The sequence below is a fragment of the Candidatus Protochlamydia phocaeensis genome, from assembly GCF_001545115.1.
Classification (GTDB): Bacteria; Chlamydiota; Chlamydiia; order Chlamydiales; family Parachlamydiaceae; genus Protochlamydia_A; species Protochlamydia_A phocaeensis.
Map to the genome: position 1 here is coordinate 147,493 of NZ_FCNU01000022.1, position 13,449 is coordinate 160,941.

Below are 13,449 nucleotides of genomic sequence, written 5' to 3' on the forward strand. Positions count from 1 at the left end.
CATTCACTTCTTGGCGACATGATTTTAATTAATCTTTGAAATTTTGGAATTTAAATAACAGCGAGAACATATGCAGCAATCTTCTATGCTTGAAAAAACTGACTTAGATCAACTATGTGTAAATACCATCCGATTTTTATCTGTAGATGCAGTCGAAAAAGCCAATAGCGGGCATCCGGGCCTGCCTTTAGATGCCGCTCCTATGGCTTATGTTTTATGGACGCGCATCATGCATTATAATCCCCAAAATCCGGAATGGTATAATCGCGATCGCTTCATCCTTTCTGCCGGGCATGGATCGGCCCTACTCTATAGCATGCTGCATTTAACAGGATATAATCTTCCCCTTGATCAAATTAAAAGTTTCCGTCAGTGGGAAAGCTTAACTCCCGGGCATCCGGAAAGAGGCCTTGCTCCGGGCGTAGAGGTTTCGACAGGTCCTCTAGGACAAGGGTTTGGAAATGGCGTCGGATTGGCGATTGCGGAGGCTTATTTAGCAGCACGCTATAACCGTCCCGGGCATGAAATTATCAATAACTACGTCTATTCGATTGTCAGTGATGGCGATCTCATGGAAGGAATTGCTTCGGAAGCGGCGTCTTTAGCGGGACATTTAAAACTCGGCCGTTTGATTTATTTATATGATGACAATGAAGTGACTTTATCAGCCAGTACTCAAGTAACGTTTACCGAAGATCGGGCGCAGCGCTTTGAAGCCTATGGCTGGCAAACAATTAAGGTAGAAGACGGCAATGACTTAGAAGCCATTGAAGATGCTATTCGAGCAGCCCAGCAAGACAAAGAGCGTCCTTCACTTATCCTTGTGCGTACACAAATTGGATTTGGGGCGCCTAATAAACAAGGAAGCTTTGAGGCGCATGGATCGCCATTGGGAAAGGAAGAGACCAAGCTTGCGAAAGAAAATTTGAAATGGCCGGTTGATCCGCCTTTTTACATTCCCGAAGAAGCCAAGCAGCATTTTCACAAAGCGATTGAAAAAGGAAAAAAAGCCGAACAAGACTGGAATGAACGGTGGAAGGCTTATGAAAAGGCATTCCCTGATCTGGCAAAAGAGCTCAAATTTATCATAGATCAAAAACTTCCGCCTAATTGGAATAAAGGCATCCAACCATTTCCTGCAGATGCTAAGGGAATGGCAACGCGTGTCTCTTCCGGTAAAGTGCTTAACATGATTGCTCCCAATCTTCCCGCACTCATTGGGGGATCGGCCGATCTCAATCCTTCTACGCATACTGTCATTAATAAAGGAGGAACATTTGAGAGCCCTCTGACAGATTTTGGAGACCGCCAAGGAGCGATTGAAGGAGGATGGAACTATGCCGGGCGCAATATTCAATTTGGCGTGCGCGAACATGCCATGGGGTCGATTTTAAATGGCATGGCGGCTTATGGAGGGTTAATTCCTTATGGATCGACTTTTTTGACTTTTTCCGATTACATGCGCCCGCCTATTCGTTTAGCTTCTTTAATGGACTTGCAAGTCTTATTTATTTTTACCCATGATAGCATTGCATTAGGGGAAGATGGTCCTACACACCAACCTATCGAGCATTTAGCTAGCTTGCGAGCTATTCCGCATTTAATTGTCATTCGCCCAGCCGATGCAAATGAAACGGCGGTGGCTTGGCAAGTCTCTATTGAGCTGCATAAAAAGCCGATTGCGTTGATTTTAACGCGTCAAAATGTGCCAACATTGGACCGCACGCGCTATGCTTCTGCTGATGGTTTAAGAAAAGGAGCGTATGTTCTTTCCGAGCCGGAACAAGAAGCAAACTTTATCTTAATTGCTACCGGCTCCGAAGTCGGTTTGATTGTAAACGCCCAGCAAAAGCTAGCCGAGCAAAAAATTTATGCCCGGCTGGTTTCCATGCCTTCATGGGAGCTATTTGAAGCCCAACCTCAGGAATATAAGGACTCTGTTTTACCTCCCGCGCTTAAGGCACGCTTGGCGGTTGAAGCAGGCGTTCGCCAAGGATGGGATCGTTATGTGGGCGACAAGGGAGATATGATCGGCATTGATCGATTTGGAGCCTCTGCTCCTGGGGATGTTGTGATGAAAGAATATGGTTTTTCAGTCGATAACGTTGTGAAAAGGGCCATGGAAGTCATGCATAATCAAAAGGAGGCATGATGGAATCGTTAAGCTTAACGGCAGATCCATTGAATCACCCTAACAGCTGGAATAACAAGCGTAAGAGGCCATGGAAATTGTCGTTAGGCGCTAACTTTACAGCCGAGAAAACCGTATCTTTTAAGGTTTGGGCTCCCAAATGCAAGGCAGTTGAAGTTGTCCTTCAAGGCAATGATAATCGAAAGCAAGCGCTTACCAAAGACGAATTGGGATACTTCTCGGGGGCAATGGACAACATCGAGCCGGGAACCCTTTATAAATATCAAATAGATGGCAAAGATAGTTTTCCGGATCCCGTTTCACGCTATCTTCCCGAAGGTCCGCATGGGCCGACGATGATCGTTGATCCGGGGCATTATCAATGGCATGATCAAAACTGGCCTGGCGTCAATTTAAAGGGCCAGGTCATTTATGAAATGCATATAGGCGCCTTTACTCCGGAAGGAACATTTGATGCGGCAGCTAAAGAGCTGGAAGAGCTGAGCTACTTTGGCATCACTCTTATTGAAGTGATGCCTGTAGCTGAATTTCCGGGAAAATGGAACCAAGGATATGATGGCGTGAGCCTTTATGCTCCTTCTCATTTGTATGGAGATTCCGAAGCCTTTAAGCGTTTTGTGGATAAAGCCCATCAGCTTGGCATAGGCGTGATCTTAGATGTCGTGTATAACCATTTCGGGCCTGATGGGAATTATACAGGTATGTACAGCGACTATTACTTATCCAATAAATATACGACTCATTGGGGCGACGTCATTAACTTTGATGGAGTCGGCTCTCGAGAAGTCCGCGAATTCTTCATCAATAATGCCTGCTATTGGATTGGGGAATTCCACTTAGACGGATTTCGGCTAGATTCTACGCAAGATTTTTATGATGACTCATTTCCGCATATTCTAGCTGAGCTTTCTCAACGGACTAGCGAGATGGCATTGCCAAAATCTATCGTAATCATTGCTGAAAATGAACCGCAGGACATTAAGCTTATTCGGCCGCGCGCTGAAAATGGCTATGAATTAGATGGGGTATGGAATGATGACTTTCACCATGCAGCCATCGTCTCGCTAAAAGGACGGAGCGAAGCGTATTATACCGATTATCGCGGGACCGGACAGGAATTTATCTCTCTGCTTAAAAGAGGATACCTCTATCAAGGGCAAGCCTACTCTTGGCAAAAGAAATCGCGAGGAACAATTGTCACGGATGAACCCGCTTGGTCGTTTGTTTTTTATCTGCAAAATCACGATCAAATCTCAAACGAATTAAGAGGGGAACGCATTCATCTCCTGACAGATATGGCGCGTTTGCGGGCAATGACAGCCCTTTTATTACTCGCTCCTGAAACACCTCTTTTATTTATGGGGCAAGAATTTGCCTCTTCCAAGCCTTTCATGTTTTTTGCAGACCATACAAGCGAAGAGCTGGTAAAAAACGTATCGGAAGGGAGAAGGAAGTTCCTAGAGCAGTTCCCCAGCCATGCGTCCGCTTATCAGAGCCCGGAAGCGCAAAAATTTATTCCAGATGTATGCGCCAGCATCAGTTTCGAAAATTCCAAGCTTGACCTATCGGAAAGAGAAAAGCATCGAGAGATCTATCGCTTGCACTACGATCTTTTAAAAATTAGACGAGAAGATCCCATTATTGCTGCCCAAGACCGATTTAATTTGGATGGCGCTGTGCTTGATACTTACAGTTTCTTGATCCGCTTTTTCGGTAAAGACGGCAACGACCGCCTTCTGCTCATTAACTTGGGAAGAGATTTAGATTACAGTCCGCTTGCAGAGCCGCTTATCGCTCCAAGCAAAAAAGGCTTTTGGGAATTGATTTGGTCTAGCGATGACCCTTGCTATGGCGGGCCCGGCGTGCTCAATCCCTTTCAGGAAAAAGGAATGAAACTGCCGGCCCAAAGCGCCATCCTACTTAAATCTGTATCGGAAGAAGAGAAGCCGCTTATTGAAAAGCATCTAAAGGCGGATGCTGCGCCTCATTTGAATAAGGTGACCGGTTAACAAAGCTGCTCCTTCATATAAAGCAGACAGGACTAAAGAATCGAACGCAGCGGCTTTAATAGGCATAAATGCAGCTGCCTTAATGCGCGACACCATCCAATTGGCCGTGTGCATGATAAGCGCCCAGACCTTGGCAATGGCCCAAATGATAGGAGATAAAAAACCTTTTGCGACCGACCAGGCACGCTGCAAAATGGAAATCGGCCTTCTGCTTTCTTCCATATTTTGCTGGGCATTTGGAGGAAGGAGAGATTTCTCAGGTTCCTTTGATTCTTCTGCAATGCCTAATTGCTGGTAAAGCCCTTGCTTTGTTTGTTCAGCAGATTCCAGGTTCTGTTGGATGGCATCTTGATTGCGTTGAATATGCTCCGCTTGCTGATGAATATGTTCCTTTATCCCATCGGTTCGATCTAAGGTGTCTCGAATATCTTTCTGCTCTGATCGAATGGCATCCGCTTGCAAATGAATGGCTTCTTTTGTGTGTTCGGCCATGTTTAGCGCGTCTTGAATGAGAGAGTGGTCAAGATGGATAACGGCCACCTGATGGCCAATATCTTCTTTTGTTTGTTCTGCTAAGCGCAGATGTTCCCTAATGGCTTCTTGATCGATGGGAATAGCGGAGGCTAAATGGTCAAGATCTGTTTTCTTTTGCGAGACTTGATCAAGCGTTTGGTCGATCGTATGATGGGCGCCTTGAATATCTTGCACGCGATAACTTATGCCTTCTTTAAGCTGCTCTGTTAAGCCAATATTTTGTCGGATATCTGCTTGGCCGGTAGAAATATGCGAAGCTAAATCGCTTATCTTATGCTGTTTGGAGAAGGCTTCTTTTAAGGACAGCGCTGCGGTTTCTTGGCTATGAGCAATAAAGTTCGTTTGCTGAGCAAAAGTTGATTGATTCTCTTGGACATCCTTGCATATTTCTCTCATGTCTTCCAAAGCGCTGCCAATGCCTTCAGCCATAAAGCGAAGACTTTGCTGCTTCATCGTTGAGGCTTGGACTGAACCGGCGATGCCGTCCTGATAAGAAGAAATACTTTTGGCAACTTGAGAGAGTTTTTCTTGTTGAAGCTCAACGGCTTTCGATTTCCGCTCAAGTTCGCCCTGTTCTACACTCAGCGCTGCGTTACCGTCAATTAATTTGCGCTGGGTTTCGCTCTCTTGAGATAAAAAATATTTGATATCTCTTTGGTTGAATTCAATGCGTTCTGTTAGCTCTGAAATAGCTTGGCGATTTTCCTGGATTTTCAGGTGTGTTTGGCATAATTTTTTTATGCGTTCTAGACCTTTGCTTTCTTCTCTTTGATACAGCTCTTCTTCTTTCAAAGGCATAGGGCCTTGACAAATAGGCTCTGGATTAATCAAAGGAGAGATCACAAGTGTTGCCATTTTAGCTCCTTAAGTGTTGAAAGACAACATTAATTTTTTTATTCTTGCATGTGCCAAAAGAAAGGCTTGCCAGCTCTTTATGGCATAAATACGCGCAAGAAAATGTTTTTTCGCTTGTTTTGATAGCTAGCTTTCGCATAGTTAAACACGTTCCTATCTTCTTCATTTGGATGCAAAGAGCGATAGTCTTGTTCATAATGCTGCAATTCTTTTCGGCGCAAATACTGATTTAAGCGGCAAAAAACCAAATAGATGCCTCCAATGAATAAGGTGGCAAAAGCAATTGTCGCAATGGAGGCGGAGGCGGCTAGGCCAATAAAGAGAGTCGCTCCTGAGATTAGCCCGGTGGCCGTATAGCTAATAGCTGTATCGGATTGGATGAATTTTTCTCTTTCCACACTGATTTCGAATCCTCTAAATGTCGCTTGAAGCTCTTCATTCTTGGCTGCAAGCGTTTCAAATCTTCCTTCAAGCGTGTCATAAGCTTCGACAAGATGTTCGCAACGCTCTTTTAGACGTGTGGTTCGACTGTCTAATTGATTAAAACGCCCATCCAGTTCCGTATATTCATCTTCCAATTCATGCGAGCGGGTGCCAAGGGCGTTTGTTTGCTGTCCCAATTCTCCGAATTGATTTTCCAACCCTTTATATTCTTCTGTTAAGTGCTCCGATCGTGTTTTTAAAGAGCCAGTTTGCTCTTCCAAACCATGAAAGGTACCTTTTAATGCTTGATAATCCTGTCCTAAATGCTCAGAATCTTCTTTGAGGGTACTAGTTTGCGTGTTGAGTTGATGGAATTTATCTTCTAAGGCTTGGCAATCGCCATCCAGGCGGGCTGTATGCTCTTTTAATTCGCTGGTTTGTTCCTGGAGATGATGAAATTTATCGTCTAGTTCTTGATAGCCGTCTTTGATTCCATCCGACTGAGCCTTTAATTGATGGTTTTTCTCGTTCAAATCGCTAAATGCTTCTTCCATTGTCTCATATTTTTCTTTGAGTTCGCTAGATTGATGGTGAAGGCCGTCCGTCTGTTCTCCTAGTTTTCGAAGGCCCTCTTCTAATTCCCGCTGCTCTTTGCTTAAAACTGTTGTTTGGACTTTTAATTCGCCCGTGTTTTTTTCAAGTGCATCAAACGTCTTGCCTAGCCTTTGATATTGTTCTGCTAATTCGCTCGATTGAGTATCCAATTCCTTTGTGGTATCATGTAATCCGCTAAATTGTTTTTCTAAATTCTGGCAATGCTGGTTTAACTGCTCATAATTATCGCCTAAATGATGGGTTTGAGAAGCAAGCTGTTCGACTTCTTTTTCCAGCTCTTTAGAGCGTTGATGATTTTTTTGAGTGGAAGATTTAAGTTGTGCCGTATTTTCATCCAGCGTTTGGAACTGAAGTTTTATGCCTTCTTGCTCTTTGACTAAGCTATCGACTATTGTTGTGAGGAGTCGATTTTCTTGTTGTAGGACAACGGTATACTTTTCCAAACTAGGAGAAGGGGTTAGAGTAGAATCTATTAAAGACATGGCCATCTTAGATCCATCTTCAGCAGATTGAGCGAGTGGGTTGGGTGTGATCGTGCGGCCAAACGCTTGGCTGATAGGCTGGGGTAATGGGGGGAAATCTTGCTTTTCTCCACCCACAGGGGAGAGGCCGACACCATACATATATTCTCCTAATAGGTAATAAAGGAATCAAAAAGTACTTTTATGCAATTACTCGATGTTAAAATGAGATGGCTTATGCAGATGAAGTTAAAAAACTATAACAGTGTTTCTTTTCCTTTTACTGTACAGTTAAAATAATAATTTTTCCATTGTAATAATGGAATTTTTATTGTTGGCAAGTTGCGGCCATTATTTGTTTTTTATCTCTGATAAAAACCATCGGCTAATCAGATTGGCAACAAGTCCGCTCCATCCAGTTTGATGGGACGCGCCTAAGCCCGCTCCCGTCTCGCCATGGTAGTATTCATAAAATAGCAGGAGATCTTTCCAATAAGGGTCTTCTTCAAAGAAGCGGCGGTTACCATAAACAGGCCTTTGGCCGTGTCCGTTTCTGCGAAAAATGTTGATGAGGGCATGGCGAATGAATTCGGCCATTTGTAAAGGAGTCAGGGACGCAGAATGATCTGTTTGAATGAGAATGGTTTCGCCAATTGCTTGATGCAAGCGATAGAGCGAGCTTAAAATAAGAATATTGGGTGGAAACCAGACAGGTCCCCGCCAGTTGGAATTTCCTCCTTTAATAACAGTCGTCGCCTCTCCCGGTTCATAGTCGACATCTGTTCCATTAAAATGAAAAGGGTGATCTTTGTGGTATTTAGAGAGGCTGCGGATGCCATGCGGAGATTTAAATTCATTTTCATTCCACAAATAACTAAGCAAGCGCTGCATCTGTTCGATATTCATGAGCGAGAATAAATAGCGCTTCTTGCCTTGATACTCGAGAATGGTCAAACAGCGTTTTATAAGCGGGGCATTATTAGCCATGAAAAGTTGAAAGTTCTCCTTGAAATGCGGATATTGATCGATTTCATCCTCATCCAGAAAATCTAAGCAGAAAAAAGGGATAATGCCGACGAAGGAGCGGACTTTTAAGGGCTGCCATTTACCATTGGGATAAGAAATGACATCATAGAAGAACCCGTCTTTTTCATCCCACATATTGAATAAGTTCGGATCGATCGGCTGCATGGCTCCGACAATATAGACGAAATGTTCAAAGTAGGTTGTTGCAATTCCTTGAAAGATAGGGTTTCCCTTTGCAAGCTCTAAGGCGATTTTGGTCAAAAGCAAAGAAAAAAATCCCATCCATCCCGTTCCGTCTGATTGCTCAATATAGCCTCCATCCGGCAGTGTCTGGCTGCGATCAATGACAGAAATGTTATCTAAGCCTAGAAACCCTCCTTCAAAGAAGTTATTGCCATAGCGATCAACTTTATTCACCCACCATGCAAAGTTGTTCGTTAATTTTAAGAAACAAATCTCCAAGAAGTCTCTGTCGCCTTGTCCTTTTTTCTCCTCTTCAAATTTGTAAAGCTGCCATAAGGCCCATGCCTGGACGGGAGGATTGCAATCGGAAAATTCCCACTCATAGGCAGGAATTTGCCCATTCGGATGCTGAAACTGATGGGTCAGCAGCAAGTGCAGTTGCTCTTTAGCAAAGTCTAAATCTACTAGAGCTAAAGCAATGGTGTGAAAGGATAGATCCCAAGCCGCAAACCAGGGGTATTCCCATTTATCCGGCATGGAGATGACGTTATAAGAAAATAAATGCGTCCAATGGACATTGCGGCTGTCCTCATGACCTGAAGGAGGCGGTTGGCTTGGGTCATCCCCCTCAAGCCATTTGGCCACATTATAAAAATAGAGCTGCTTGTTCCAGAGCATGCCGGCCAGGGCTTGCCTTTGAATGAGCTTGTCTTCCGCTGATAGGCCTGGAGCATGCACGGCTTCGTAAAAGGCATCGGCTTCTTGCCGGCGCTGCTCAAAAATGGCATTGAACTCTTCAAAGGGATCTTCAAGCAACTGAGGAGTCAGCCTGATGCGCACGGTGAAAGAGCTTTGAGGGGCGATTTCTTTGCTTGCATAATGAAATCCCGCTTTTGTTCCTTCTTCTTGATGAATGCAAGGGTCCCCTTGAATAATCCAGCGATGAAAGGCGTCTTTCACATAAGGTGTGCGATTGGGTTTATTCTCTACTTTTTCCGTATTGGTCTCATTATTGGTAAATAAAAGAGAGGCTTCAGGATCGGCATAGGCATAAAAAGGAGCGGGACGATAAGCAGGAGGAATCCATTCAGGTAAAGGAAGTGCCGTGGGATCTATCCATAAGCTGCATTGTTCAGGCTGTTTATCATTCTTCTTCATACGAGGAGTAGGGGCATAGGGAGGAGTCCAAGACCAGGTATTGCGGAACCATAATTGAGGGATGAGGTGCAGGCGGGCGGATTCTGGGCCGCGGTTATAGGCCTGAATGCGTATGCAAATATCTTCAGGCGAAGCTTTTACATATTCGATAAACACATCAAAATACCGTCCCTGATCAAAAACCCCTGTATCGTAAATCTCATATTCGGGATCTTGCAAGGTTCGTTGATGGTTTTCTTGCACAAGTTTTTCATAGGGGAATTCCTCTTGCGGATACTTATATAAATATTTCATATAAGAATGCGTTGGCGTGGAATCTAGATAAAAATAAGCCTCCTTTACATCTTCGCCATGATTGCCTTCGAGGTGGCTGAGTCCAAAGAGACGCTCCTTCAAAATGGGATCTTTCTCATTCCATAGAGCAACTGAGAAAATGGTTGTCTGATAGGTGTCGCTAAAGCCGGCTAGCCCGTCTTCTCCCCAACGATAGGCTTTAGAGCGGGCTAAATCATGAGGGAAATAGTTCCATGCATCGCCATTGGAACTGTAATCTTCGCGGACCGTTCCCCAGGCTCTTTCAGCGACATAAGGTCCCCATTTTTTCCAAAGAGGATAAACCTCTTTATGGGAGCTGTTTAGGCGTTGATGCTCGGCTGTATCCATGATTTCCTTAAAATAAATATTTTATAAAATCCCCATCTTCCTTATTTAATAAAGAAAATTAGAAGTTAAGGGAAAGCTTAAGATGCCCTCCTTTATCTTTTTCTCCCAAAACATTCAAATTCAATTATTAGTATTGCTAGCCCCTCTTTTGTTTGGTTTGACGCATTGAAGGGGCTTTTTCTTGATAAAAAGCCTCAAAGATTAGGCGAACATCTACTCTTGATTACGTATGGAAGAACTTAAGTGTGTCTTAAAAACAGAGGCGATATTAGGCGAATCGCCGGTCTGGTCGTCTAGCGATCAGAAATTGTATTGGGTAGATATTTTAAGATGTCGGATTTTTTGTTTTGATCCTCAAACGGATCAAAATCAAGTGGTTGCTACTTTGCCTCAATTGGTGACAGCCTTTGCCTTTTGCGAGAGCGGAAAATTTGTTTTAGCGCTTGCCCATGGGATTGGTCTATTAGACCGGCAAAGCGGTAAGCTGGACATGATCAGCGAACCGGAAAAAGATAGACCTGATAATCGCTTCAATGATGGCAAGTGCGATCGGCAAGGGCGCTTTTGGTGCGGAACAATGAATCTGGTTGAGCCGCAGAAGGACACGGGCAATCTTTATCGCCTGAATCGGGATCGCTCGTTAACAGGGATGCAAGATCATGTGAAGCTGACAAATGGGATGGGCTGGAGCCCGGATAATCGCACCATGTACTTTACAGAGACGAAACGCTACGCCATTTTTGCATACGACTTTAATCCTGAAACGGGATCCATTACCAACCGCCGTGTCTTTGTTCAATTGGATGCAAATGACTTTCCTGTGGGAGGGCCTGATGGATTGACAGTCGATCAAGAGGGATATGTTTGGAGCGCTCATTACGGCAGGGGAAAAATTGTCCGCTATAGTCCGGAAGGCGTAAAAGAACGCGTCATCACCTTGCCGGTTCCGCGTCCCACTAGCTGTGCGTTTGGAGGGGAAAACCTAGATATTCTATTCATGACAACAGCCAGAGAAAATATGTCTAGAGAAGAGATTGAGCAATATCCGTTATCCGGCAGCCTATTTGCTGTCCGGACAGAGGTAAAGGGATTGCCGGAAGCACATTATAAAGACGCATAAAATAATTATTAAGCGAGGGTGGAAGAAGCCTATGCAAAATCATCAGCTTGAGTTAGCCATTATCGGATTGGGAAAAATGGGAGCCAATTTGGCCAGAAATGCCATGGATAAAGGCATACGAGTGGTTGGATATACCTTGGGAGGGGCTTCTGAGGATTTGATTCGGGCAGGACTTGTGAATTGCCGTTCTATCCAAGAGATTAAGCAGCATCTAAAGCCACCGCGCAAAGTGTTCTTATATATTCCAGCGGGGCCGGCTGTTGATGAAATGCTGGATCAATTGATGGGATGCCTCGATCCCGGAGATATTTTAATTGACGGGGGGAATTCCTATTGGGGGGATTCCATTCGCCGGCATGATAAGCTTGCTCAAAAGGGATTTCGCTTTATTGATTTGGGAACAAGCGGAGGCGTGTCAGGTGCACGTGAAGGCGCTTGCTTCATGGCGGGCGGAGACGATGAGGTTGTTGCCCAAATTGAACCTATTTTGCTCCAGCTGGCTGTGCAGGGCGGTTATGTCCATGCCGGCCCTCCTGGCGCGGGCCATTTTACCAAGTTAGTGCATAATGGCATCGAATTCGGCATGCTCCAAGCAATCGGAGAAGGAATCGATCTTCTTGAGCATTTTCCCGTAAAGTTGAAAATTGACGACGTGCTCCGTTGCTGGCGGTATGGATCTGTCATCCGCTCATGGCTGGTCGATCTAATGGAAGAAGCGTACCGGCAAGAAGGCGGGTTGGCAAATATTCCTCCTTATATAGAAGATACAGGCGAAGTCAACTGGCTGGTGAGCGATGCCATTCAAATGGAAGTGCCTATTCCGGTGATCAGTCAATCGGTAATGGAGCTCTTTGCTTCTCGTGATAAAACAAAGAACTGGGCAAGGGCAATTGCCATGATGCGGCATGGCTTTGGCGGCCATCCTTTTGGGGCTGATCCAGGTATTGTCCGCGAAAGAAGAGAAGGAAGGGTAGGAGCCATTTACCGTTTTGCACTCAAGAATAGGCAGCAGGCAGAACCTAAAGAGGCAAAGGTTAAATGAAAGCGCTTGTTTTAAATACGGCGACGGGCAAGCTTCAACTGGAAGATCGTCCGGAGCCTGCCATTCAAAACCCGGATGAGATCAAACTGCGTGTCCATGAAGTGGGCATTTGCGGGACTGATCGGGATGAGGTAAAAGGCGCCGGACGGGCGCTGCCGCCTCCTGATAGCCAAGAGCTAATTATTGGGCATGAAATGATAGGCGAAGTCGTAGAGATCGGTTCTTCCGTTAAATCCGTTAAGCCCGGCGACTTTGCTACTTTCACCGTTCGCCGCGGATGCAATCATTGTTCGTCTTGTAAAAAAGGACGCTCGGACCTGTGCTATACGGGAGAGTATACGGAACGGGGAATCAAAGGAAAAAATGGTTATCAGGCGCAGTTTGTGGTGGATAAAGAAGCGTTTATCGTTCCCATTCCTTCCCATATGCGCTCCTTTGGCGTCTTGTGCGAGCCCACATCCGTCATTGAAAAAGCCATTGATGATGTTATTCGCATTCAGATAAATCGTTTGGTAGATTGGCCGGCTTCCAACCCTTTGCAGGGAAGAATAGCGCTTGTGGCGGGGATGGGCCCTGTCGGCCTCTTGGCGTCGATGGCGCTCCGCCTAAGGGGGGCGGAAGTCATTGGAATAGACATTGTCGGCTCAGATAGCCCGCGTCCCCGTTTACTAAGAAATATGGGAGGCACCTATTTAGATGTGAGGCAAGTTCATGTTTCTGATATTCCTAAGCTTTATGACGCGCCGGATATCATTGTGGAAGCCGCCGGAGTCACTTCATTGGACTTTAAGCTATGGCAAATCTTAGGGGTTAATGGCGCCTATGTGTTGACAGGCGTGACCCCTCCAAGCCAGCAAGTGCAAATTGATGGCGGCGACTTGATGCAGGAGTTGGTCTTTCATAATCAAGTGGTAGTTGGGAGTGTTAATGCAGCCAAGGCTCATTGGCAGCAAGGAGTCAAAGATTTAGAAGAAGCAAATAAGGCATGGCCAGGAGTAATTGAGCAAATCATTACCCATCGCTTTTCCTTTGCGCAATTTGAGAATGCCCTCTTGTCTCATCCCCAGGATGAAATTAAAACGGTGATTTCTTGGACGTCTTCTTAGCGGTTTTAATAACCTGAGTTAATCCCTTCTTTAAAGGGGGCTTAAACCAAATAAGACTTATCTGCCGTGTGAATAAAGCAGCAGATAAGCCTGTCCAACAAG

General features: G+C 45.0%; 8 protein-coding genes. 5 read left to right on the forward strand and 3 right to left on the reverse strand.

Going from position 1 to position 13,449, the window contains the following annotated elements; all coding sequences use genetic code 11:
- Positions 1 to 70 precede the first annotated feature (70 nt).
- Positions 71 to 2,152 (forward strand): transketolase, encoded by a 2,082-nt coding sequence (tkt, locus tag BN3769_RS08095; protein ID WP_079989482.1) that lies wholly within the window; start codon positions 71 to 73, stop codon positions 2,150 to 2,152.
- On the forward strand, positions 2,149 to 4,161 hold the full coding sequence (gene treZ, locus BN3769_RS08100; protein ID WP_228840655.1) for a malto-oligosyltrehalose trehalohydrolase: 2,013 nt from the start codon (positions 2,149 to 2,151) through the stop codon (positions 4,159 to 4,161). Before tkt ends, treZ begins: the two co-directional genes overlap by 4 nt.
- On the opposite strand, the gene BN3769_RS08105 is transcribed toward treZ, so the two are convergent.
- From BN3769_RS08105 to BN3769_RS08115, 3 genes are all read right to left on the reverse strand, one after another.
- Positions 4,117 to 5,550 (reverse strand): coiled-coil domain-containing protein, encoded by a 1,434-nt coding sequence (locus tag BN3769_RS08105; RefSeq protein WP_068469389.1) that lies wholly within the window; start codon positions 5,548 to 5,550, stop codon positions 4,117 to 4,119. The two genes, treZ and BN3769_RS08105, sit on opposite strands and share 45 nt — an antisense overlap.
- A 77-nt stretch (positions 5,551 to 5,627) precedes the next feature.
- Positions 5,628 to 7,211 (reverse strand): coiled-coil domain-containing protein, encoded by a 1,584-nt coding sequence (locus BN3769_RS08110; protein ID WP_068469391.1) that lies wholly within the window; start codon positions 7,209 to 7,211, stop codon positions 5,628 to 5,630.
- 189 nt (positions 7,212 to 7,400) lie between these two features.
- Positions 7,401 to 10,079: an MGH1-like glycoside hydrolase domain-containing protein gene (locus BN3769_RS08115; RefSeq protein ID WP_068469392.1), complete on the reverse strand. Its 2,679-nt coding sequence runs from the start codon at positions 10,077 to 10,079 to the stop codon at positions 7,401 to 7,403.
- Positions 10,080 to 10,308: 229 nt separating this feature from the next.
- On the opposite strand from BN3769_RS08115, the gene BN3769_RS08120 reads away from it, so the two are divergent.
- Genes BN3769_RS08120 through BN3769_RS08130 form a run of 3 tightly spaced genes read left to right on the forward strand, consistent with a single transcriptional unit; the run spans position 10,309 to position 13,347 of the window.
- A complete protein-coding gene (locus BN3769_RS08120) occupies positions 10,309 to 11,199 on the forward strand; it encodes an SMP-30/gluconolactonase/LRE family protein (protein WP_068469394.1) in 891 nt (296 codons plus the stop codon).
- 31 nt (positions 11,200 to 11,230) lie between these two features.
- Positions 11,231 to 12,241, forward strand: a complete 1,011-nt coding sequence (gene gnd / locus BN3769_RS08125; RefSeq protein WP_068469396.1) for a phosphogluconate dehydrogenase (NAD(+)-dependent, decarboxylating) — start codon at positions 11,231 to 11,233, stop codon at positions 12,239 to 12,241.
- A complete protein-coding gene (locus tag BN3769_RS08130) occupies positions 12,238 to 13,347 on the forward strand; it encodes a glucose 1-dehydrogenase (protein WP_068469398.1) in 1,110 nt (369 codons plus the stop codon). Before gnd ends, BN3769_RS08130 begins: the two co-directional genes overlap by 4 nt.
- The last annotated feature ends 102 nt before the right edge of the window (positions 13,348 to 13,449 follow it).

Excerpts from the sequence above, each read along its gene's own strand:
- tkt (WP_079989482.1), top strand. The coding sequence starts at position 71 with ATGCAGCAATCTTCTATGCTTGAAAAAACTGACTTAGATCAACTATGT.
- treZ (WP_228840655.1), top strand. The coding sequence starts at position 2,149 with ATGATGGAATCGTTAAGCTTAACGGCAGATCCATTGAATCACCCTAAC.
- BN3769_RS08105 (WP_068469389.1), bottom strand. The coding sequence starts at position 5,550 with ATGGCAACACTTGTGATCTCTCCTTTGATTAATCCAGAGCCTATTTGT.
- BN3769_RS08110 (WP_068469391.1), bottom strand. The coding sequence starts at position 7,211 with ATGTATGGTGTCGGCCTCTCCCCTGTGGGTGGAGAAAAGCAAGATTTC.
- BN3769_RS08115 (WP_068469392.1), bottom strand. The coding sequence starts at position 10,079 with ATGGATACAGCCGAGCATCAACGCCTAAACAGCTCCCATAAAGAGGTT.
- BN3769_RS08120 (WP_068469394.1), top strand. The coding sequence starts at position 10,309 with ATGGAAGAACTTAAGTGTGTCTTAAAAACAGAGGCGATATTAGGCGAA.
- gnd (WP_068469396.1), top strand. The coding sequence starts at position 11,231 with ATGCAAAATCATCAGCTTGAGTTAGCCATTATCGGATTGGGAAAAATG.
- BN3769_RS08130 (WP_068469398.1), top strand. The coding sequence starts at position 12,238 with ATGAAAGCGCTTGTTTTAAATACGGCGACGGGCAAGCTTCAACTGGAA.